The sequence below is a fragment of the Curtobacterium sp. PhB137 genome, assembly GCF_003814955.1.
Lineage (GTDB): Bacteria > Actinomycetota > Actinomycetes > Actinomycetales > Microbacteriaceae > Curtobacterium.
In genome coordinates this window covers 400646-422261 of record NZ_RKQO01000007.1, presented here as the reverse complement: position 1 = coordinate 422261, position 21616 = coordinate 400646, and the positions used below count along the sequence as shown (strand labels likewise).

The 21616-nt window shown below is 71.4% G+C and carries 18 protein-coding genes; 10 read left to right on the top strand and 8 right to left on the bottom strand.

Translation table 11 applies throughout. The features are described from left to right. Positions 1-84 precede the first annotated feature (84 nt). From EDF28_RS14085 to EDF28_RS14060, 6 genes are all read left to right on the top strand, one after another. Positions 85-1026 carry a glycosyltransferase family 2 protein gene (locus EDF28_RS14085; RefSeq protein ID WP_111086000.1) on the top strand — a complete coding sequence of 314 codons (942 nt, stop codon included), beginning with the start codon at positions 85-87 and terminating at the stop codon, positions 1024-1026. Then, positions 1016-2575, top strand: coding sequence for a glycosyltransferase family 39 protein (locus EDF28_RS14080; protein WP_123938713.1), 1560 nt, complete (start codon positions 1016-1018; stop codon positions 2573-2575). Before EDF28_RS14085 ends, EDF28_RS14080 begins: the two co-directional genes overlap by 11 nt. Further along, entirely contained in the window at positions 2572-4185 is a 1614-nt protein-coding gene (locus EDF28_RS14075) for a glycosyltransferase family 39 protein (protein WP_123938712.1), read from the top strand. Before EDF28_RS14080 ends, EDF28_RS14075 begins: the two co-directional genes overlap by 4 nt. Further along, positions 4182-5168, top strand: coding sequence for a dTDP-glucose 4,6-dehydratase (gene rfbB, locus EDF28_RS14070; protein WP_111086003.1), 987 nt, complete (start codon positions 4182-4184; stop codon positions 5166-5168). Before EDF28_RS14075 ends, rfbB begins: the two co-directional genes overlap by 4 nt. Then, positions 5165-6016 carry a dTDP-4-dehydrorhamnose reductase gene (rfbD, locus tag EDF28_RS14065; RefSeq protein WP_123938711.1) on the top strand — a complete coding sequence of 284 codons (852 nt, stop codon included), beginning with the start codon at positions 5165-5167 and terminating at the stop codon, positions 6014-6016. The genes rfbB and rfbD overlap by 4 nt, the downstream gene beginning before the upstream one ends. Positions 6017-6195: 179 nt before the next feature. Continuing rightward, entirely contained in the window at positions 6196-7338 is a 1143-nt protein-coding gene (locus EDF28_RS14060; RefSeq protein WP_123938710.1) for a glycosyltransferase family 1 protein, read from the top strand. Positions 7339-7376: 38 nt separating this feature from the next. Here the strand turns inward: EDF28_RS14060 and EDF28_RS14055 are convergent, their stop codons facing one another. The 6 genes from EDF28_RS14055 to EDF28_RS14030 form a co-directional block, all read right to left on the bottom strand. Next, positions 7377-8132 carry a glycoside hydrolase family 16 protein gene (locus EDF28_RS14055; protein WP_123292215.1) on the bottom strand — a complete coding sequence of 252 codons (756 nt, stop codon included), beginning with the start codon at positions 8130-8132 and terminating at the stop codon, positions 7377-7379. Between the two features lie 250 nt (positions 8133-8382). Then, positions 8383-8661, bottom strand: a complete 279-nt coding sequence (locus tag EDF28_RS14050) for a hypothetical protein (RefSeq protein WP_123938709.1) — start codon at positions 8659-8661, stop codon at positions 8383-8385. Between the two features lie 212 nt (positions 8662-8873). Continuing rightward, positions 8874-9341, bottom strand: a complete 468-nt coding sequence (gene purE, locus EDF28_RS14045) for a 5-(carboxyamino)imidazole ribonucleotide mutase (RefSeq protein WP_216834593.1) — start codon at positions 9339-9341, stop codon at positions 8874-8876. Between the two features lie 54 nt (positions 9342-9395). Beyond that, positions 9396-10493: a hypothetical protein gene (locus EDF28_RS14040; protein WP_123938708.1), complete on the bottom strand. Its 1098-nt coding sequence runs from the start codon at positions 10491-10493 to the stop codon at positions 9396-9398. 225 nt (positions 10494-10718) lie between these two features. Next, positions 10719-12389 (bottom strand): glycoside hydrolase family 6 protein, encoded by a 1671-nt coding sequence (locus EDF28_RS14035; protein ID WP_185094248.1) that lies wholly within the window; start codon positions 12387-12389, stop codon positions 10719-10721. A 124-nt stretch (positions 12390-12513) separates the two neighbouring features. Further along, on the bottom strand, positions 12514-13650 hold the full coding sequence (locus tag EDF28_RS14030) for a 5-(carboxyamino)imidazole ribonucleotide synthase (RefSeq protein ID WP_123938706.1): 1137 nt from the start codon (positions 13648-13650) through the stop codon (positions 12514-12516). A gap of 113 nt (positions 13651-13763) precedes the next feature. On the opposite strand from EDF28_RS14030, the gene EDF28_RS14025 reads away from it, so the two are divergent. Together EDF28_RS14025 and EDF28_RS14020 are read left to right on the top strand one after the other, a co-directional pair. After that, complete coding sequence (locus EDF28_RS14025) at positions 13764-14249, top strand: GtrA family protein (protein ID WP_111086012.1); 486 nt, start codon at positions 13764-13766, stop codon at positions 14247-14249. Continuing rightward, positions 14246-15799: a DUF2142 domain-containing protein gene (locus EDF28_RS14020; RefSeq protein WP_123938705.1), complete on the top strand. Its 1554-nt coding sequence runs from the start codon at positions 14246-14248 to the stop codon at positions 15797-15799. The genes EDF28_RS14025 and EDF28_RS14020 overlap by 4 nt, the downstream gene beginning before the upstream one ends. 179 nt (positions 15800-15978) lie before the next feature. Here EDF28_RS14020 and EDF28_RS14015 read toward each other — a convergent pair whose 3' ends face one another. Continuing rightward, positions 15979-17010 (bottom strand): lysylphosphatidylglycerol synthase domain-containing protein, encoded by a 1032-nt coding sequence (locus EDF28_RS14015; protein WP_165901173.1) that lies wholly within the window; start codon positions 17008-17010, stop codon positions 15979-15981. A 72-nt stretch (positions 17011-17082) separates the two neighbouring features. Continuing rightward, complete coding sequence (locus tag EDF28_RS14010) at positions 17083-18954, bottom strand: glycosyltransferase family 39 protein (RefSeq protein WP_123938703.1); 1872 nt, start codon at positions 18952-18954, stop codon at positions 17083-17085. 107 nt (positions 18955-19061) lie between these two features. On the opposite strand from EDF28_RS14010, the gene EDF28_RS14005 reads away from it, so the two are divergent. Beyond that, positions 19062-20354 carry an acyltransferase gene (locus EDF28_RS14005; protein WP_165918799.1) on the top strand — a complete coding sequence of 431 codons (1293 nt, stop codon included), beginning with the start codon at positions 19062-19064 and terminating at the stop codon, positions 20352-20354. Positions 20355-20549: 195 nt separating this feature from the next. Further along, a complete protein-coding gene (locus EDF28_RS14000; protein WP_221182564.1) occupies positions 20550-21521 on the top strand; it encodes a GH25 family lysozyme in 972 nt (323 codons plus the stop codon). Positions 21522-21616 lie beyond the last annotated feature (95 nt).

Below are 21616 nucleotides of genomic sequence, written 5' to 3'. Positions count from 1 at the left end.
AAGGTGGCGCATCGCATAGGCTGTCCTGGTTCTGTGCCCCGCGCCCCGCGCGCTGCGACTCCCGAAACGAGACCAAGCGAGCCCGTGAAGCTATTCGTCCAGATCCCCTGCCTCAACGAGGAGAACACCCTCGCCAGCGTCATCGACTCGATCCCGCGTGAGATCGACGGCATCGACGAGATCGAGATCCTGGTCATCAACGACGGCAGCACCGACCGCACCGTCGAGGTCGCCAAGGAGCACGGCGTCAAGCACTTCGTGCACCACACGACCAACATGGGGCTCGCCCGGTCGTTCCGCGACGGCGTCGACTACGCCCTGCTGCACGGTGCCGACATCGTCGTCAACACCGACGGCGACAACCAGTACCCGCAGGCGCAGATCGCCGAACTCGTCCAGCCGATCCTGCGCAAGGAAGCCGAGATCGTCATCGGCGACCGGCAGACCCGCACGATCGAGCACTTCTCCGGCTTCAAGAAGCTCATGCAGCGCTTCGGGTCGTGGGTCGCCAGCCGCGCCGCCGGGCTCGACCTGCCCGACGCCGCGAGCGGGTTCCGCGCGTACTCGAAGTACTCGCTGATCCGCCTGAACATCGTCACGCGCTTCAGCTACTGCATGGAGACCATCGTGCAGGCCGGCTACAAGCGCCTGGCGATCGCGTCCGTGCCGATCACGACGAACCCGAAGACCCGCGAGTCCCGGCTGTTCAGCAACATCTTCCAGCACATGTTCGAGTCCGGCTCGGCGATCGCCCGGGTCTACCTGATGTACCGGCCGATGGCGCTCTTCGCCTGGGTCAGCGTGATCCTGGGCGGGCTCGGGCTCTGGCCGCTCGTCCGCTACCTGGTGCTGCTCGCGATGCAGACCCCCGGCAACCACCTGCAGTCGATCATCCTCGGTGTGGTGCTGCTCATCACGGCGCTGCTCTCCATCGTGATCGGCGTCGTCGCCGACCTCACCCGCCTCAACCGCACGCTGGCCGAGGAGCAGCTCGACCTGCAGAAACTGCAGCGGTATGGCGACTGACACGGCCCCGGCCGTGTCGGGCACCGTCGCCCGCCCACGGGTCGGCCGTGCCGAGCGCGTCGTCGTCATCGCCCTGACGGTCGCGTTCGCCGCCGTCCTGGCGGTCTGGGCGATCGTGACGACCACGTACAAGGCGCCGGACGAGCCGACGCACGTCGACGCCGTCCTGCACCTGGCGATCGGTGACGCCTGGCCGGAGCCGGGTGCGATGCACTACCTCAACGCCACGCACGACACGCAGATCAGCAACCTGCGGCAGCCGGCATCCGACAACGCGACGTGGGGCGAGCTGCTGCGGGAGTTCCCCGGCGTGCACCCGACGAGCATCGACCAGATGTCGCAGCACCCGCCCACGTACTACGCGCTGGCCGCCGGGGTGCTCCACCTGGTGCACTTCGAGGACCTGCGGTGGGACCACGCCGTGATGGCCCTGCGGCTGTTCGACGCCCTGCTCGTGCTGCCCCTGCCGTTCCTGGCGTGGGCCACGGTGCGTCGGCTGACCCGCTCGCCCCGGGCTGCCGTGGTCGGCGGGGCGGCGATCCTGGCCGTCCCCGAGGTCGCGTCGATCGGCACCTCGGTGACGAACGACGCCCTGATGCTGCCCCTCGCGGGCGCGCTGGTGTACTTCGCCGTCCGGCTGCTCACGGGCGACCAGCGGGTGCGGACCACGGTGTGGATCGGCCTGCTGCTCGGCGCGATGCTGCTGACCAAGGGAACTGCCCTGCCCGCCGTCCCCTTCGTCGGGATCGCCGTGATGGCGGCGGGCTGCACCCGCGCGACCGTCTGGCGGAACGTGCTGCGCACCACCTGGACGCTGGGGATCGCCGGCGTCGTCGGTGGGTGGTGGTGGCTGCGGAACATCCTCGTGTACCACGCGATCCAGCCCGACGGCATGGCCTACGCCCGTCCGTCGATGCCGTTCCCGGACGACACCGCCGCCAGTCCGGAGGTCTTCCTGCGCGACTACTGGAACGGCGTGACCCGCACGTTCTGGGGCAGCGTCGGCGGTCTGACGCAGTTCCAGTTCGCCCAGTTCCTGATCGACGGCCTGACCATCGTGTCGATCGCCGGCATCGTCATCTGGGCGTTCCGCCGCGGCCCGTCGCTGCGACCCGCGATCGTCCTGGCGTCGTACCCCGTCATCCTGATCGCCCTGCACATGCAGAGCGGGTGGGGCGGCTACGTGCGGAACACGATCGTCGCCGGCACCCAGGGCCGCTACTACTACCCCACCCTCATCGCCCTGATCGCCCTGAGCGCCCTGGCCTGGCGGCGCGTGACCGTCACCGCGGCCGGCGCCACACGACTGGCCGTCGGCATGTCCGTCGCAGCGACGGCCATCGCCCTCTACGGCGTCGTCTACGCGCTCCGGGCGTTCGGCCGTGACGCCGCGTTCTGGATCGACGAGTTCTCGATCGTCAAGTTCGACCAGTACGGCATGCTCGCCGCCGGCGGGAACTTCACGCTGGCCACCGTGGCAGCGGTCGCGCTGATCGCCACGGCGGTCCTGCTGGTGCGTTTCGTGCGCCGGACGGCGGTGACGGCGTGACCGCCCGCCGCGAGTGGTTCGTGCTCGGCACGATCACCGTCGCGTGGCTGGGCTTGCTGCTCGGCTTCGCCCTGCTCACCCCCGCGTTCGGCGCTCCTGACGAGCCCGCCCACGTCGACGCCGCGTTCCGGCTGGCGCTCGGCCTCGGGTGGCCGCACGGCGGCGAGATGCACTACCTCGCTGCGATCCGGCAGATCGTGGAGCACCCGGTGCCCGCCGTCGACCGCCCCACGGTCGACGCGCTCCTGGCGGCGGTCCCCGGCGACTCCCCCGCGATCGACCCGATGTCGCAGAACCCGCCGACGTACTGGCTCGTCGCCGCGGGCATCCTGCGCCTGATCCGCTTCGGGGCGCACGACTGGGCCACCTCGGTGCTCGTCCTGCGCCTGTTCGACGTCGTGCTCGTGACCGCGCTGCCGGTGCTCGTGTGGGCGACCGTCCGCCGGGTGACGCGGTCGCCGCGGACCGCCCTGGTCGCACCGCTGCTGCTCTTCGCGGTGCCGCAGCTCGCGCAGGTCGCCGCCGGCGTGACGTCGTGGGCGCCGATGATCCTGCTCGGCGCCGTGCTCGTGTGGCTGAGCGTGCGGGTGCTCACCGGTGACCGGTCGTGGTGGACCACGGCGGGGTTGGCCGTGGCGGTGACCGGGCTCGCGGCGATCAGCGCACTCGGTCTGCTGGCGGTGCCGTTCGTCGTCCTCGTGTTCGCGCTGGCCCGCGACGACCGCGACCGCGACCGCGACCAGCGCACCGCACGTCCGTGGCGCCGGTCGGCCCTGCACGCCGGCGTGGTCGTCGTCGCTGCCGCCGCCGTGTCCGGCTGGTGGTGGGTCCGCACGCTGCTCGTCAGCGGGACCCTGCTGCCGGACGCCCTGCGCGGCGTGACCACGGTGCAGCCGTACCCGTCGGGCGGTGCGAACCCCGGCGCGTTCGCCGGTCGGCAGTGGGACGGCCTGACCGCCTCGTTCTTCGGGGACTTCGGCGCGAACCAGTGGCCGCTGCCGCCCATGGTCGTCGACGCCCTGGCGATCATCGGTCTCGTCGCCCTCGGCTGGTCGTACGCGCGTCGCGGCGCCGGACGCCGGGTGATGACCATCGCCCTGGTCTGGCCGGCGCTCGTCGTCGTCGCGACCCTTGCCTACAACTGGCGGAACTACCTCGGCACGCACCAGGGCAACGGGCTGCAGGGCCGGTTCCTGTTCGTGGCCGTCGTCGCCCTCGTGCTGTCGCAGGCCGTGGCGTGGCGTGCCCTGGTCGTCCGTCCGGAACTGCGCCGCCGGCTCGCCCGGATCGCCGCCGTCGGCTCGTTCGCCATCGCCCTGTACGGCCTCGGCATCGCGTACCGCGGCGCGTGGGAGAACGTCCAGTTCCGGGTCACCCCTGGCGGCCTGTCGGCGATGGCCGGTGGTTCGCTCGCCGGGCCGCTCCCGATCGCGCTGGCCGGCGTACTGTTCCTCGCCGCCGCCGTCGCAGCCGCCGTGTTCGTCTGGCGCGCGGCCGCCGTGCCGAGCACCACGGCCGCCGTGCCGAGCACCACGACCACCCCCGTCACCGGGCTCCCGCTAGAATCGCCGCCGACCCACGAACCGACCGTCAGGAAAGAGAACTCGTGAAGATCCTCGTCACCGGAGGAGCCGGCTTCATCGGCTCGAACTTCGTCCGCCGCACCCTGGAGGACGCGTACCCCGGCCTCGAGGGCGCCGAGGTCGTCGTCTACGACGCGCTGACCTACTCCGGCAACGAAGCGAACCTCGCACCGGTCGCCGACTCCCCCCGCTACACCTTCGTGCACGGCGACATCCGCGACGCCGCGAAGCTCGACGAGGTCGTCCCGACGGTCGACGCGATCGTGCACTTCGCCGCCGAGTCCCACGTCGACCGGTCGGTCCGCGACTCCGGCATCTTCGTCGAGACGAACGTCGTCGGCACCCAGCGCCTGCTCGACGCTGCGCTCCGCCACGGCACCGAGCGCTTCGTGCACGTCTCCACCGACGAGGTCTACGGCTCCATCAGCGAGGGCTCGTGGGACGAGGAACGCCCGCTCGAGCCGAACTCCCCGTACTCGGCGTCGAAGGCCGGTAGCGACCTGCTCGCCCGCAGCTACCACCGCACCCACGGGCTGAACCTCTCGATCACGCGCTGCTCGAACAACTACGGGCCGTACCACTTCCCCGAGAAGGTCATCCCGCTCTTCGTCACGAACCTCATCGACGACGTGCACGTCCCGCTGTACGGCGAGGGCAACAACATCCGCGACTGGCTGCACGTCGACGACCACACCCGCGGCATCGCGATGGTCCTGACCCGTGGCCGCGCCGGCGAGATCTACAACATCGGTGGCGGCACCGAGCTCACCAACAAGGAGCTCACGCAGCTGCTCCTCGACGCCACCGGCAAGGACTGGTCGTACGTCGACCGCGTCGCCGACCGTCTCGGCCACGACCTGCGCTACTCGGTCGACATCTCGAAGATCCAGGCCGAGCTCGGCTACGAGCCGCAGGTCCCCTTCGAGCAGGGCCTGGCCGACGTCGTGCAGTGGTACCGCGACAACCGTTCGTGGTGGGAGCCGCTCAAGGAGCGCGCAGCGATCGCATGACCAGGTACCTCATCACCGGCGCCGCCGGCATGCTCGGCCGTGACCTCCAGGCCGCGCTCGCCGGCCGCGACGTCACGGCACTCTCGCGCGCCGAGCTCGACATCACCGACCCGGCCGCGGTGGACGCCGCCGTCGCCGGACACGACGTCGTGATCAACTCCGCCGCGTACACGAAGGTCGACGACGCAGAAGACCACGAGGACGACGCCTTCGCCGTCAACGCGACCGGTCCGAAGCTCCTGGCCGAGGCCGCGGTCCGCCACGGCGCGAAGCTCGTCACGGTGTCGACGGACTACGTCTTCGACGGCAACGGCACCGCCCCGTACGCCGAGGACGCCCCGACCGACCCGATCAACGCCTACGGCCGCACCAAGGCCGCGGGCGAGGCGTTCGTGCGCGAGATCGCCCCGGACACGTCGTACGTCGTCCGCACCGCCTGGATCTACGGCGCGCACGGACCGAACTTCGCCGCGACGATGCTCCGGCTGGCCGGCTCGCACGACACCGTGAGCGTCGTCACCGACCAGGTCGGTCAGCCGACGTGGACCGGCGACCTCGCCGCGCGGATCGTCGAGCTCGTCGACGGCGACGCCCCCGCGGGCGTCTACCACGGCACCAACGCCGGGCAGGGGTCGTGGTTCGACTTCACCCGCGCCATCTACACCGAGCTCGGGCTCGACCCCGAGCGCGTCCTGCCGACCGACAGCGCCGCGTTCGTCCGGCCGGCGCCGCGCCCGGCGTACAGCGTGCTCGGCCATGACGGCTGGTCGCGCGCCGGCCTCGCGCCGATGCGCGACTGGCGCGAGGCGCTGCGCGCTGCGGTGGCCGCAGGAGCGTTGACGAAGTAAGCACGGCAGTCGACCGGGAGGCCCGGATCACGTCCGCCGCGTCGCGAACGTGATCCGGGCCTCCCGTCCCGGTCTCCTGCCGCGGCTTCCAGGGGGCGGCCCACCGGCCCTGGTAGGGTCGGGCAGCCGGGCGCCGGGCCGGTCCTCGGCCCCATCACCACGACGAGGAGAGCAGCACCATGACCACCCTCCACGTCCTCGTCGACCAGGTCGTCGCACCCGTTCCGGGTGGCATCGGGCGGTACGCCGAAGAGCTCGCCCGGCACCTCGTGGCGAACGCGCCGAGCGGCTGCGACGTCGCCGGGGTCGTGTCCGCGGTCAGCTCCGACGAGATGGCGCATCTGCGCACACTGCTGCCCGGTCTGTCCGACCTGCAGCGTCTGCCGCTGGGCCGTCGTGAACTCTCGCTCGCGTGGCAGGGCGGCTTCGTCGGTGGCATCGCGAAGGGCATGGTGCACGCGCCGAGCGTCCTCGCACCCCTGGTCAAGCACGACCGGTTCCAGGACCCGGGCCGGCAGACCGTCGTCACCGTGCACGACACCGTGCCGTGGACGAACCCCGAGACCCTGACGCCCCGCGGCGTCCACTTCCACAAGGCGATGGTGAAGCGCGCGTGGAAGCACGCCGACGCCGTCGTCGTGCCCACCCACGCGGTCGCGAGCGCACTGAACGAGATCCACCGGTTCGACGACCGACTGCGCGTCATCGGCGGAGCTCCGAGCGGTCGGCTGCGGCTGCCCGTCGACGCCGACCTGCGCGCCGAGCGTCTCGGCCTGCCGGACCGCTACGTGCTGGCCGTCGGCACGCTCGAACCACGCAAGGCACTCGGGTCCCTGATCGAGGCGCTCGCGCACCCCGACGCCCCCGCCGATATCCCGCTCGTGATCTCCGGCCCGGACGGCTGGGGCGACGTCGACGTGTACGGCACCGCCGAGCGCGCCGGGCTCGCCCGCGACCGGGTGAAGGTGCTCGGGCGGATCGACGACGCCGACCTCGCCGTGGTCTACGACCGGGCGACCGTGTTCGTGTTCCCGAGCTTCGCCGAGGGCTTCGGCCTGCCCGTGATCGAGGCGATGAGCTTCGGCACCCCGGTCATCCACTCCGACGACCCCGCGGTGGCCGAGGTCGCGTCCGACGCCGGGGTGACCGTCGCCCGGAACCCGCGGGACTCGTACCCGGAGCGGATCGCGCAGGCGGTCTACCAGGTCGTCAACGACCCGTTGCTCGCCGGACAGCTCGCCGTCGCCGGGCCGGACCGTGCCCGGATGTACGACTGGAGCGACTCCGCCGCCGAGACCTGGCAGCTGCACGCCGACCTCTGAGCCGGCGCGGCCGTCACGTCACTTCTCGGAGGTGTACGTCACTTCTTGTAGGTGTACGTGCTGACCCAGTCGATGTACAGGTGGCCGGTGGCACCCCAGTTGCCGACCTGGAACATGTACCGGTGCGCGGTCTTCGGCACGTGCTTCGTGATCGTCTTGATCACCTTGCCGTCGAGGCGGTAGCGCACCGACTTCCCCGGGATCCACTCGATCGAGTACGTGTGCCACGAGCGCCACGAGACGCCGGTGCTCAGGCTCGTCGCGTTGACCTCCTGGCCGGGGGTCATCGAGTGGTGGTGCAGCATCGGCTGCTGCTCGAAGTTCGCCTCGGGGTAGTCGATCTCGCCGTCCGACCACTTGTCGGACGACGGCCAGAGCATGAACGCGGCGCCGTTCCCGTCGCCGCCGGTCGCCTTGGCGCGGACGATGAACTTGCCGCCCTTGTGCCCCCATGCACCCGACGGGGTGCCGAAGGTGCCAGCGGCGCCGTGCTTGCCGTCCAGCTTGACGTCCATGTACCCGTTGTGCGAGCTGATCTGGGCGCCCGAGTAGTACATCCCCCCGGTGCCGTCCGGGTAGGGCTGCCACGACTTCGCGTAGGTCTTGGCGAACTTCCCCTTGGCGGCCGCCGCCGTGCTGAAGTTCTCGCGGAAGGTCTGCTTGAAGTTCCCGACGTTCCCGATCGGTGCCGAGCTGGCGGACGCTGCGGTTCCCGTGCCGAGCGGTCCTGCGACGAGTGCGGCACTGAGGAGCACGACGGTGAGTGCGGCCCGCTTGGTTGCACGTTTCTGCATGAGCTGTCACTCCCTGACGTGACGGTTCGCACCCGTTCCCGTGGGTGCCGGGCGGCCGGATCTCGACCACCCGCCGTTCACCGTAGTTGCGAAATGCAGCCCGCGCGCGGGGTTGACAGAACCGGCGCATCCCCAGTACGCGGGGGTTGCAGAACGTTCCGTCTACGTCGAAGAAGTGCTGATCAGCGCCGTGTTGCGTCCCCCGTTCTGGGGCTGCCGGCGACTCGTGGGCTCCGGCAGGCGGTGGTGTTCAGACCCGCGTGCGACGGCGGCGTGACGACACGACGGCGGTGACGACCGCGGCGAGGACGGCGACGACCGCGACCACCGCTGCGACCTCGGCCACGTGCGACGCCAGGAGCCACGAGTCGAACTGCGACTTCGTCGCGACGACGTGCTCGTCCGTGCCTCGGATCCACCAGGACACCGGGCCGGCGCCCCGTGCGGCGACGGCGCACACCACGGCGGCGACGACCGCGACACCGACCAGGACGAGGGTGGCGGTGTGGCGACGGAGACGAGCAGGCATGGCGGTACCGTAGCGCGCATGACCCGATGCGAGGAATGCGGCCGACCGATCACCGGCGAGGTCGTCCGGACAGCGACGCGGACGCTCGACCGTGCCTGCGCCGACCGGACGAACGCGATCGCGTACGGCGTCCTGAACGGCGGGAACCCGTTCGACGGTCCCGGGGCCACCCGCGCGGAACGCTCGAGGGAGTCGCGCAGGCGCGCGGAACGCTAGAGGGAATCGCGCAGGCGCGCGGCCTTCTCCTCGACCAGTCGCTCGAGGCCGTCGGCGTACTCGGTCAGGCGAGCCGCGACCGCGGGCTCCGAGGTGCCGATGATCCGCGCGGCGAGGAGTCCGGCGTTCGCGGCACCGTTGATCGCCATCGTCGCCACCGGGATGCCGGCCGGCATCTGCACGATCGACAGCAGCGAGTCGAGGCCGTCGAGGCGTGCGAGCTGCACCGGGACACCGATGACGGGCAGCGTCGTCATCGAGGCCACCATGCCCGGCAGGTGCGCGGCGCCACCGGCACCGGCGATCACGACGCGGATGCCACGCTCGGCGGCGCCGCGGGCGAACCGGGTCATCTTGTCGGGCGTGCGGTGCGCCGACACGACGTCCGCCTCGAACGGGATGCCGAGCTCGGCCAGGATGTCGGCCGCAGCGCGCATCGTCGGCCAGTCGGAGTCCGACCCCATGATGATCGAGACGAGCGGCTGGACGGGTGCGTCGGTGTCGGTCACGCGACGAGCCTAGCCGAGCAGCACGCGGCGCCAGGCGTCGTCGTCACGGCCGATCGTGCGCTCCCCCGTGACCCACCGGACCGCCCGTTCGTCGGCCGTCCCGCGCTCGACGGCGGCGCGCACCGCACCACGCCAGGCCCCGACGACATCCGGCACCGCGACGGCCCCGTGGGCCCGCGCCACGGCGTAGGAGGGCCGGTCCGAGACCACTGCTGGCAGTCCGAGTGCGGTGTACTCGAGGAACTTCAGGTCGCTCTTGGCGCGGTTGAACTCCTCGTCACGAAGGGGCGCGACACCGGCACGCCAGCGCTCCCGGTGCGCCACGAGCCAGCGGGAGAACGCCGGGTAGTGGCCGTCCGGCACCTCGATGCGGCGGAACCAGTCGGCGCCGCCCTCGTCGGTCACACCGATGACCTCGAGCCGGATCGGCGTGCCGTCGGTGGTCGTCAGGTCGGTGAAGACGTCGCGCAGGAGTTCGAGGTCGGCGGCGTGGGTGAGCGTGCCCATGTACAGCACCCGGTGCTCTGCTCCGGGACGATCGTCGTCGTCCTCGGTCGCGCCAGCGGTCCACAGCCCCGGGTCGAGGGCGTTCGGCACGACCGTGACGTCGCGGGCGACCGGGCGCACGACCTCGGCCAGCTCCGGTGTGCTCACGACGACCGTGTCGGCACCGCGGACCAGTGCGTCGATCGAGGCGAGGCGGTCCGGGTCGTACTCGGCGCGGGCGAGGCGCTGGCGGCCGGACTCGGTGAAGAAGTCGTCGTCGACCTCGCCGACGACGCGGACGCCGCGGGCCGCAGCCGCCGCGAGGAAGGGCTGCACGGCGTCGCGCGGCAGGATGTCGCGCTGCACCAGGACGGCGGCGTACGACGTCGTGTCGGTCCCGTCGACGAACGCGACGGGGTCGACCTGGCGGACCTCGGCCGTGCCGCTGGCCGCCAGGTGCTCGGTACGCCGGACGACGCGCACGTGGGCGGATGCGGGGTGGGCGCCGTCACCGCCCGCGACGACGTAGCCGAGGACCGGCAGCGGAGCGGGCACGGGGGGCGTCCCGGCGACGACCCGGCGGAGTCGACGAGCGGCCCGGCGGACGAGATCACGCGGCATGTGCCCATCCTCTCGCACCGGGCGACCTGGCTCGCACGCAGTGATCGGACGCGCACCGTGCGGAGTTCGTCGCCGGGGAGCCCGCTGACCGATCCGTGCGAGCCTGCATGACCGCACCCAGCGATCAACCTCGCACCGACTGAGCAGTGCCGCACCGTGCGACGGCAGCACCGGCACCTCGCACCTCGCACGGTGCGGGGTTGCCAGCGGAACGGGCCCGAGCGGTCAGCGCCGCGCCACCGTCACCGTCCGGCAGGGACTCGCCTTCCGGTCCTTCCCGGTGCCGGTGTTCCGCGCGACCGCGCAGACGGTCCGCTTGCCGGCCTTGAGGGCGACGGTGCCGGCGAAGCCGTGCTTCGTCCCGGACCCCCACGTCCGGTCGACGTCGGCGCGCACGCGTCCCGCCGACAACGACGTCACCCGTCTGCCGTCGACCGTGATCGCGACCGTGCTGGCGGAGGACACGGCGTCACCGTCGAAGGCCCAGCCACGGACGCTGATGCCGCCCCGTTTCCCCGTCACCGACTCGAGCGCGACGTAGGGGTCGTCCCGGAAGGCGCGGACGGTGGCGCACCCGAGCGTGGTGTCCGACCCAGCGCCGATGTTCACCGCGGTCACGCAGACCCGGCGCGCGCCGGCGGCAGTCGGGACGACGGCCTCGAAGCCGTGGGTCGCCCCGACGCCCGCGGCGGCGTCGACGTCGGTGCGGCGGAGTCCGGCGGTCACGGCTCCAGCGGCGACGCCGTCGACGGTGGCACGGACCCGGACGGGCTGCGTGGGGTCGTCCTCGTCGAAGGCCCATCCCCGGACCCGGACGCCGCCACCGGTGCCGGCGACGACCTCGAGCGAACCCTGCGGCGCGAGGTCGGCCGCGGGGACCCCGAGCCGGGCGTTCGCGACGAGGGCCTGGGCGTAGGAGGACCACCACTTGCCCGCGGCGGGGGCGCCGTTGCAGGTGCCGTCGCTCGCGCCGGGGGTCTTCACCCACAGCAGGGCGTCGAGCGCAGTGCCGTCGGTGGCGACCCGGGGCGAGGTGCCGAGTCCGGCGCCGGGGCCGTTGCACCAGGTCCCCCGCCAGCCCTGCCCGTTCCGCGAGGTGTCGATCACGTAGTGCGATCCCCCGGTCGCACCGGAGACCTTCTGCGCGTAGGCCTGTTCCTGCGCGGTCGGGTAGTAGTTCGCGACGTTCGTGAAGAACCCGCGGGCCTGCTGCACGCCGGCACTGTTCAGCCGTGCGGCCATCGTCGCGGGCGGCACCCAGTTCGAGTTGCCGGCGTCGAGGTAGGCGGGCACCCCGGCGGCGGTGAGCCCGGCGACGGTGCGGGACAGGATCCGGTAGCGCTGCTCGTCGAGCGTGGTGCTGCACTTCGCGTTGCTGAGCATCGCGAGGGAGTCCGGCTCGACGATCACGGCGGCGCGGTGTCCGGCGAGTGCCGCGGTGACCTGGTCGACCCAGGCGTCGTAGGAGGCCTCGGAGAACCCGCCGGCGGAGTACCCGCCGCAGTCCCGGTCCGGGATCGCGTACAGCACGAACACCGGGGTGGTGCCGGACTGCTCGGCCCCCGAGACCGCCGTGCTGATCGTCTTGGTCAGCTGGGTCCCCTGCGTCCACTCGCCGAGCCACGTCGCGACGGGGTACCGGGCGATGGTCGACGCCGCGGCGGCACCAGCGGGGTCCGAGGCGGCGAGCGCGGTGGCCGCCTTCGCTGCCTCGCTCGTGGGCGACCGGTACGGGCCGGCACCGTACAGCGACGCAGCCGATGCGGAGCGGATGGTCGTCGCGGACGTCGCGGCGGTGGCGCTCGACCCGAACGCGACGGGCAGCAGCCCGCCGACGAGGGCGGTGAGTGCGACGGCGGCGCCGCAGACGACGACACGGCGCGGACGGCGGCGCATGGACACTCCCCTGGACGATCGGACCCCTGGACCCGTCCATGGCACCATGCGCCCGCAGTGGCGGCCAGCCGCCAGTGCGGGTGGCACCCGAGCGGGTGTCGGCAACAGTGCCGACACCCCCTCGTCAGTCGTCGAAGTGCGCCGCGGCCGCGCGTGCCCGGTAGACGACGTCGTCGACGTCGTCGCCGATCACCGTCACGTGGCCGATCTTCCGACCGGGTCGAGGGGCCTTGCCGTAGAAGTGGTACTTCGCCTCGGGGAACGCCTCGAGCGCGGCCGGGTACCGGGCGGCGAGGTCGCCGTCGGCCGGTCCGCCGAGCACGTTGATCATCACGGCGGCCGGGGCGAACGACCCGGTGGCACCGAGCGGCAGGTCGAGGACGGCACGCAGGTGCTGCTCGAACTGGCTCGTCGTCGCACCGTCGATCGTCCAGTGACCGGTGTTGTGCGGTCGCATCGCGAGTTCGTTGATCAGGATGCGCTCGTCGGCGGTCTGGAACAGCTCGACGGCCAGGACCCCGGTGACCCCGAGCTCCTCGGCGATCCGGACCGCGATCGACTCCGTCACGTCGGCGATGCGTCCGGCGCTGTCGGGCGCGGGGGCGATGACCTCGGCGCAGACACCGTCGCGCTGCACGGTCTCGACCAGCGGCCACGCCACCACCTGGCCGGAGGGGCGGCGGGCGACGGACTGCGCGAGTTCGCGGGTGAACGGGACGAGCTCCTCGGCGAGCAGCGTCTGCCCGCCGCCGGCCTCGGCGACGGCGATGAACCAGTCGTCGACGTCGGACGGGTCGGACACGACCCGCACGCCCTTGCCGTCGTAGCCACCGCGGGGCGTCTTCACGACCGCGCGGCCGCCGTGCTCGTCGAGGAAGGCCCGGAGCTCGTCGGGGTCGTGCACCGCGGCCCAGTCGGGCACCGGCAGGCCGAGCTCGGAGAGCTTCGTGCGCATCGTGATCTTGTCCTGGGCGACGGCCAGCGGACCGGGTCCGGGGCGGACGGCCACGCCGGCGTCGACCAGGGCGCGCAGGACGTCCTGGGGCACGTGCTCGTGGTCGAACGTCACCACGTCGACGTCGCGGGCGAACGCCAGCACCGTCGAGACGTCGTGGTAGTCGCCCTCGGCTGTGGCGGCGATGGCGGCCGACATGCCCGGCCCCTCGGCGAGGACCCGGATGTCGATCCCCAGCTCGACGGCCACCGGCACCATCATCCGTGCCAGCTGTCCCCCACCGATGACCCCGACGCGCAACGCCATGCTGTGTGATCCTTCCGGCGTTCGCACCATCCGGGGTGAACGCGTTGTCTACAATCGCTGTTCGGGTCGCGTTGTGCACGGCCCGCGACAACTCTACGGATCCTGGAGGGCACGTGCGGCGCCTCATTGCCCAACTGGCACGCTTCGGCGTGGTCGGTGCCGTCGGCTTCGTCGTGGACACCACGGTGTTCAACGTGCTGCGCATCACCGTCCTGAACCCCGACGAGGTGCACTCCGGGCCGTTCTGGGCGAAGGTCATCTCCACCGTCGTCGCCATCTTCGTCAACTGGATGGGCAACCGGTACTGGACGTTCCGCGAGCAGCGCCGTGCCGTCGCCACCCGCGAGGGCATCGAGTTCGTCGTCGTCTCGCTCGGCGGCATGGTCATCGCGCTCGCGTGCCTCGGGGTGTCCCACTACGTGATGGGACTGACCTCCGTCTTCGCCGACAACGTCGCGAACATCGTCGGCCTGGTGCTCGGCACGGTGTTCCGCTTCTGGCTCTACAAGGTGTGGGTGTACCACCCCGAGCGGACCGGCTCCGAGCCCGCGGCCGCCGACGTCGCACCCGAGGGACGCGCCCTAGACTCGACCGGGTGACGGCCCACGAGACCACCACCAGCACCACCGCACCACCCCGCACCGCCCGCTGGGAGCGTGTGGCGATCGCCGTCGTCACGGCGACCTTCGGCCTGTGGCTCGTCGCCTGGGCGCTGATCGTCCCGGTCTTCGAGGCCCCGGACGAGACGGCGCACATCGACGCCGCCGTGCACGTCGCGCTCGGTGACGCCTGGGCCGCCCCGGGCGACCTGTCCGTCACCAACGCGGTGCAGGCCGCGAAGGTCGAGCAGGCGACGAAGCCGTCCAGCGAGTGGTCGACCGTCAGCGAGCTGCTGCAGAACGCCCCCGGGCCGTCGTCGACCGTCAACCAGATGACCCAGCACCCGCCGACCGCCTACCTCGCCGGTGCCGCCGTGCTCCGTGCCGTGGACTTCGGCGACCTGCGATGGGACCGGGCGTTCACCGCGCTGCGGCTCGCCGACGTCCTCGCCGTCACCGCACTGCCGCTGCTGGCGTGGGCGTCCGTCCGCCGCGTGACCCGGTCGCCGCGGGCCGCGCTCGTCGGTGGGCTCGCCGTGTTCGCGACGCCCGAGCTCGCGTCCATCGGCTCCTCGTTCTCGAACGACGCCCCCGTGCTGCTCGTCGCCGGGATCGTCGTGTGGCTCGCCACCCGGCTGCTCACCGGTGACACCCGGTGGCGCACCACCATCGCGCTCGCGGTGGTGCTCGGCGCCCTGGTCTGGGTCAAGGGCACCGGACTGCCCGCCGTGCCGTTCGTGGCGGTGGTCGTGCTCTTCGCCGGCGCCGGAGTGCTGTCGCTGCGGCAACGGGTGGTCCGCACCGTGGTGACGATGGCCGTGTCCGGTGGCATCGGGGCGTGGTGGTGGGTGCACAACTGGTTCGCCTACGGCCGGATCCAGCCGAACGGCTACACGGCGATGCGTCCGCCGAAGGACTTCCCGCCCGGCGAGCACCCGACGCTCGGGCACTTCCTCGACGTCAGCTGGGGCACGCTCGCGCGCACGTTCTGGGGCAGCTTCGGCGGTCGGGCACAGGTCAGCATGGGCGACCTGCTCACGGCCGTCCTGACGGTCATCGCGCTCGTCGTGCTCGTCGGCTGGGCGTTCCGGCGCGGCCCCGACCTGCGGGTGGCCCTGTGCCTGGCGGTGTTCCCGGCGCTCCTCATCGGCATCCAGAACCGGACGAGCGCGCACTCGTACCTCACCACCACCGAGGTCGCCGCGACCCAGGGGCGCTACTACTTCCCCGCGATCGTCTGCCTGATCGTGCTGAGCGCCCTGGCCTGGCGTCGGCTGGTGCCCGCCGGACGCGCACGCTCGTGGGTCGCGGTGGCGCTGGCCGTCCTGCTGCCCGCCGTGGGCGTGTACGGGTTCGCAGTGGCGTCGGCGTGGTTCTGGAACGCCGCCCTGTTCCCGGTGACGGGGCGCGGGCTGCTCCGCTACACGGAGATCGGGCCGGTGCCGCCCGCAGTGCTCGTGGTCGTGGTCGCGCTGGTGGCCGTCGGCCTGGTCGCGTCGGTCGTCCAGGTCGCCCGCGCCGATCGTCGGGTGGCCGCCCCCGCGTCGTGACCGCACGTCGGGCGTGCGGCTGACGGGGTGGACGCCCCACCAGACGGACGGGAGGCCCGGTGCCAGCTGGCACCGGGCCTCCCGTCCGTCGTCACGCGCGTCACGTGCCCCCGGATGGTGAGCAGGAATGGTCGGGTCGCGCACCGCGGACCCGACCATTCCTGCTCACGAAGTGCGCGTCAGGCGGCGGGGGCGCTGCCCTCGACGGCCGACGGGTCGTCGGTCGGACGACCACGGCGGAACCAGGTCGGCGCTGCGGCGCAGAGCAGGAACAGGCCGTCGACCGCCAGGCTCCACACGCGGGTGACGACGACCACGACCAGGGCGATCCCCGGCGGCATGACGAGGGTGAGGAGCAGGGCCTGCACGCCCTCGCGGACGCCGAGGCCGCCGGGGGCGAACACGGCCAGCATGCTGATCGCCGAGGCCATGCTCGCGGCACCGATGACGAACGCCGCGTCGCTGAGCTTGAGCGACGGGTACACCCCGAGGGTGATGAAGTAGTACGCCGTGCCCGACAGGATCGCACCGGCGACGTACAGACCGGCGCCGCCGAGGACGGTGCCGAGGTTCGGGCGGACGTCGGCCTCGAGCGGCTTGCGACGCAGGATCTTCAGCGCGATGCCGATCAGGAACACGAAGACCCGCGGGATCAGGCACACGACGCAGGCGACGAACGCCGCGATCATCAGGGCGATGAGCCACGGGCTGAGCGCGTGCGTGCGGGGGTCGATGAGCAGCAGGACGAGCGCCAGGGCGAGGGTGGCGGCGATCTGCAGCGCGCCCTCGAGCAGGCCGCTGACGCCGAGCCGGGCCTTCGAGACGCCGTGCTTCGAGGCGAAGTAGACCTTGCCGATGATCCAGGTCGCGGCCCCCGGGATGTAGCGGCCCATCCAGGACTTCGCGTACACGTAGGTCAGCGTGACGCCGCTGCCCTTCAGGCCGGTCGCACCGAGCCGCCGCAGCAGGTAGAACCAGATGCCGACGCCCCAGTAGCGGAAGCCCAGGCTGATCACGGTCGCCAGGATCACCCAGCCCCACTGCCAGTCCAACCCGGCGAGCTGTCCCCAGTCGACGCTCCGCACGTACAGCACGAGGAAGACCGCGAGCAGCACGTAGAAGACGATGGGGATCGCCTTGCCGAGGAACCGTCGCCAGGTCGGCGGACGCTTCCCCTCGGGCGCGGGGGTGTCGCTGGTGGTTCCTGACAAACGTGGTCTCCTGCCGGGCTTCGGGACCAGGTCATCGTAGACGCTGGTGTGGCGCGCTCCCTGGAGCGGCGGCTACTTGGCGAACTTGACGATCTGGACGCGGCAGGGGATCTCGGGATCGGTGGACCGGTCGGCGCTGCACGAGATCGTCGCGTTGTACGTGCCGACGAGCTTCCCGGCCATCGAGTAGTCGCGTGCCGGCGCGTTGGCGGGGTCGAACTGCACGAAGTACTGCACGCCCTCGTCGATGAACAGCTTGCGCATCGCGTCCGAGTGGTACGTGTAGCCCTGACCTGAGCGACCGTACACACGCGTGTCGGTCAGGAACGCCAACGAGGACAGCGACCGGTAGTTCGAGCCGATGACGGTGGCGTCCTCGGGCAGGGCTCCGCTCGCCCGGATCTGGTCGGCGAGCCGCACGATCTCGGGGACGTCGGTCGGGCCGGTGACACGAAGCGCCTCGGTGCGGTTCACCGACGGGTAGAAGGGTGCCGGCGACCCGATCCAGTTCTGCGTGAACGACGCCACGGGGACGACGGCGATCGCGACGCACGCCACGATCGTCCGGACCACGCCGCGTCGTCGGACCAACCGCCAGACGGCCGGCAGCATGAGCGCGCCGATCATCGCCGTCAGGTAGAACAGCGGCCAGTAGTAGCGCGCGTTCCCGCCACCGCTCGACGACGACGTGATCATGCCGTAGCCGACGAAGTAGACCAGGGTCGTCGCCGCGACGATGCAGGTGAACGCGTACCGGCGGAACCGGACCACGCCGATCACCAGGGCGGCGGCGAAGAGCAGGGCGATCGGTGCAGCGAACGGCGCGAACGTGCTGATCTTCTGCAGGTAGTAGGGCAGCGCGAGCATGCGCTCGTGCAGGTAGTAGCCAGCGCGGGCAGCGATGCCGGAGTCCTTGGTGATCTTCGGCGCGGTGTCCTCGGTGGTCGACTCGGTCGTCGGCGGCACCACGGACGGGTCCGGGTTCTCCATCGGGCCCTGCTTGTAGACCGACGGGGTGAAGTCCTCGTTCGGGGAGAACGCGTGCGAGTTCGGCGGCACGGGCAGGAACGGCCAGTCGGTCGCACGCCCGCCGTCGTCGAACTTCGAGCCGATGTTCACCGAGAGCGACGAGCCCAGGGTCGGCGACCCGTACTTCATGGTCAGGGCACCGACCCACGGTGCGATGACGACGGCGAAGACCACGATCGTGGCCACGGGCGACGTCCACCAGTGCAGCACCGGCTCACGACGGCGTCGTGCGGACCAGACCCGGAGCAGCAGCCACAGGATCACCGCGCCGACCGCCACCGGCAGCAGGAAGAGCTTCACGAAGTACCCGATGGCCGCGACCGCGCCGAGCACCCCGCCGGAGACCAACCGGGCCCGCGTCGACCCGTGCAACGCCTGGTCGGCCCACCGGAGTGCCCACAGGTAGCCGACGACCCACGCGACGACGAGCAGGTCGGGGGTCTGCACCGACACCGCGCTCATCAGTGCCGGGATCGCGGTGACCATGAAGAGGACAGCCGGCACGATGCGGTGGTTCTGCGACCACACCAGCCAGCCACCGACGCCGAGCACGACGGCGACCGCGAAGCAGTTCACGACCGCGAAGGCCGTCTGCATGCCGAGGCCGGCCGCGATGAACGGCGCCATCATCCAGGACACCATCGGCGACCAGTAGGCGTTGATCGCGTCGGGCAGCCAGCCGTTCGCGTACTCGCGGGCGATGCCCATGTAGGAGATGCCGTCGACGTTCGTCACGCCGAGGCGGTTGTGGTACGCCACGGCGGCGCTGAGCGCGACGCCCACGACGACGAGCACCGCCAGGATGACCGGCGCGACGACGTGCTTGTACCGCCTCGGAACCGCCCCCGAACGCCGGTGGACGGGCTCGTGGGTGATCTGCCTTGCGGCTGCGCTCGTCGAGGTCACGTGCTTCATCATGACATCCGAACCGAAACACCAGGCACAGGGTGCCTGATCGCGGCGCCGGGTCGGCGTGTGGGAGACTGCCTGCGACCCCGCTCCGACCACCACGAGGACGATCGTTGGCCACCGAAACCCGCGCCGCAGTACCCGCAGCCGACTCCGCTGCCCCCGCGCCCCGCGCCGGCGGCCGACTCGAGTTCCCCTACCTGGACGGACTCCGGGGGCTGGCCGCACTCGCGGTGGTCTTCTACCACGCGTACCTCTTCACCGGGACGACCGGCACCGGCCCGACCGAGCTGCCCTGGCTGCGCCCGATCATCGGCTGGGGCTACCTCGGCGTCCCGCTCTTCATCGTGCTGTCCGGCTACGTGCTCATGCTGCCGGTGCTCACCCGGTTCGACCGCTACCGTCTGCCCGGCGGGTTCTGGAAGTTCGTCTGGCGTCGCGCCCGACGCATCATCCCGCCGTACTGGGCGTCGCTCGTGCTGTTCGCCCTCCTGATCCTGTTCGTCCCAGTGCTCGGCCAGCCCGGCGGCACGCAGTGGGACACGAAGCTGCCGATGGGCTGGGGCACGTTCCTGACGCACTTCTTCCTGGTGCACGACTTCTTCCCGCAGTACATCGGCAAGATCAACGGCCCGATGTGGACGGTCGCGGTCGAGTGGCAGATCTACTTCCTGATGCCGCTGCTGATCCTGCCGCTGTGGCGGGTCTTCGGCGGGTGGGCGACGGCGTCGAGCCTGGTCCTCATCGGCATGTGGATGGGCGCCGAGAGCCGTTACTCGTTCATGCACCCGTGGTTCGTCGGCCTGTTCGCGGTGGGGATGCTCGCCGCCGAACTAACTGTGAAGGCGCGCGACGAACACCTGTCCGGCGTGGTCCGCGAGCGCTCGAAGCTCGGTGGCCCGCGGTGGGCGAGCGGCGCGTTCGTCGGCGCCATGGCCCTCGGGACCCTGCTCGTGTTCTTCCGCAACCGCGACTACTGGCAGCACCAGACCTGGCCGTCCGAGGTCGTCACCGGCATCCTCGCCGGCATCCTGCTCACCTGGATGGGACGCCAGGCGGTCACCGGCAACCACACCTGGCTCGCGCGCTTCTTCGCGTGGAAGCCGTTCGTGCTCGCCGGTCTGGTGTCGTACTCGATCTACCTGTTCCACAGCCCGCTGCTGGGCCTCGGCAACCTGCTGCTCCTCCCCCTCGGCCTGTACCCGAAGTACCAGTTCCTGATGATGGTGTTCGTCGTGATCCCGGTCGTGATCGGCATCTGCATCGGCTTCTGGTGGCTCGTCGAGCGCAACTTCATGAACCGCCGGCAGAAGCACGCCACGGCCGAGGTCTCGCACCGCGGCCGCCTGCCCGAGGTCGAGAGCGACGACGCCGCCACCGACGCGAGCAGCCGCACCGCGCGCTGACGCACCCGCGGCGTGCCGCAGCACGTCCTGCGCTGACGTCATGCGCCGACGTCCTGCGCTGACGTCATGCGCCGACGTCCTGCGCTGACGTCCTGCGCGTGGCGGACAGCACGGTCGCTCGCCAGGTAGCATCGCTCGGACCGCGGCGTGGGTGATCAGGGGCCCACGGCATCTCGACAGGGAAGACGAGACCACATGCGCGCACCGATCACCAAGATCCTCGGACTCGGCACCGCTGCCGCCGTCGCCGGGGCCATCACCTTCGGCAGCGGGACGGCGGTCGCCGAGACTGCCCCGGCCACGCCGGCACCGACTGCGACGACGACAGCCGCGGCTCCCGCTGCCGAGCAGCTCTCCATCGCCGAGATGGACCGCACCGGGAACCACACCATGGGGGCCGGCATCGCCGCCCACGCCGGAGAGTCACACGTCACGGTGACCGCGCCGGACAGCGCCGCCGGTGGCGTGAGCGCCCAGTCGCTGAGCACCTCCTCCGCCGCCACCGCGTCCGGCCCACCACCGGGACGCGTCCAGGGGTTCGACATCAGCGCGTGGCAGCCGAGCGTCAACTTCCTGCAGGCGTACCGCAACGGCGCCCGGTTCGCCTACGTCAAGGCGACCGAGGGCACCTCCTACGTCAGCTCGACCTACAAGCAGCAGTACGCCACCGCCAAGCAGCGGAACCTGTACCGCGGCGGCTACGTGTACGCGCAGCCGAGCCAGGCGAGCGGCGCCGCGACGGCGAACTACTTCTTCGCGCACGGCGGGCAGTGGAGCAAGGACGGCAAGACCCTGCCGCCCCTGCTCGACATCGAGTACGGCAGCGCGGCCCAGGGCACCTGCTACGGCAAGACCTGGGGCCAGATGCGCAGCTGGATCAAGGACTTCTCGAACACCGTCTACAAGAAGATCCACCGCTACCCCGCGATCTACACGACCACCGACTGGTGGAAGCGCTGCACGAACAACAGCAACCAGTTCTCGAAGAACCCGCTGTTCGTCGCGATCTACCCGGTCAAGAACTTCACTACGCCGGGCACGCTCGGGCGCAGCTGGTCGAAGTGGACCTTCTGGCAGTGGGCGTCCAGCGGGGTGCTCCCGGGTGACCAGGACGTCTACCGGAACGACATCACGTACCTGAAGCGCTTCGCGGCCAAGACCGAGTGACGCGCGTCACGCCCTGAGCGGGTGCGGATGACGGACGGGAGGCCCGTGGCGGTGTCGCCACGGGCCTCCCGTCCGCCGCACGGTGCGGACTCCGA

Bases quoted from the DNA above. Each gene is read 5' to 3' on its own strand.
- EDF28_RS14010 (WP_123938703.1), bottom strand. From the start codon at position 18,954: ATGAAGCACGTGACCTCGACGAGCGCAGCCGCAAGGCAGATCACCCAC.
- EDF28_RS14050 (WP_123938709.1), bottom strand. From the start codon at position 8,661: ATGCCTGCTCGTCTCCGTCGCCACACCGCCACCCTCGTCCTGGTCGGT.
- EDF28_RS14060 (WP_123938710.1), top strand. From the start codon at position 6,196: ATGACCACCCTCCACGTCCTCGTCGACCAGGTCGTCGCACCCGTTCCG.
- EDF28_RS14000 (WP_221182564.1), top strand. From the start codon at position 20,550: ATGCGCGCACCGATCACCAAGATCCTCGGACTCGGCACCGCTGCCGCC.
- EDF28_RS14035 (WP_185094248.1), bottom strand. From the start codon at position 12,389: ATGCGCCGCCGTCCGCGCCGTGTCGTCGTCTGCGGCGCCGCCGTCGCA.
- EDF28_RS14055 (WP_123292215.1), bottom strand. From the start codon at position 8,132: ATGCAGAAACGTGCAACCAAGCGGGCCGCACTCACCGTCGTGCTCCTC.
- purE (WP_216834593.1), bottom strand. From the start codon at position 9,341: ATGGGGTCGGACTCCGACTGGCCGACGATGCGCGCTGCGGCCGACATC.
- rfbD (WP_123938711.1), top strand. From the start codon at position 5,165: ATGACCAGGTACCTCATCACCGGCGCCGCCGGCATGCTCGGCCGTGAC.
- EDF28_RS14080 (WP_123938713.1), top strand. From the start codon at position 1,016: ATGGCGACTGACACGGCCCCGGCCGTGTCGGGCACCGTCGCCCGCCCA.
- EDF28_RS14030 (WP_123938706.1), bottom strand. From the start codon at position 13,650: ATGGCGTTGCGCGTCGGGGTCATCGGTGGGGGACAGCTGGCACGGATG.
- EDF28_RS14040 (WP_123938708.1), bottom strand. From the start codon at position 10,493: ATGCCGCGTGATCTCGTCCGCCGGGCCGCTCGTCGACTCCGCCGGGTC.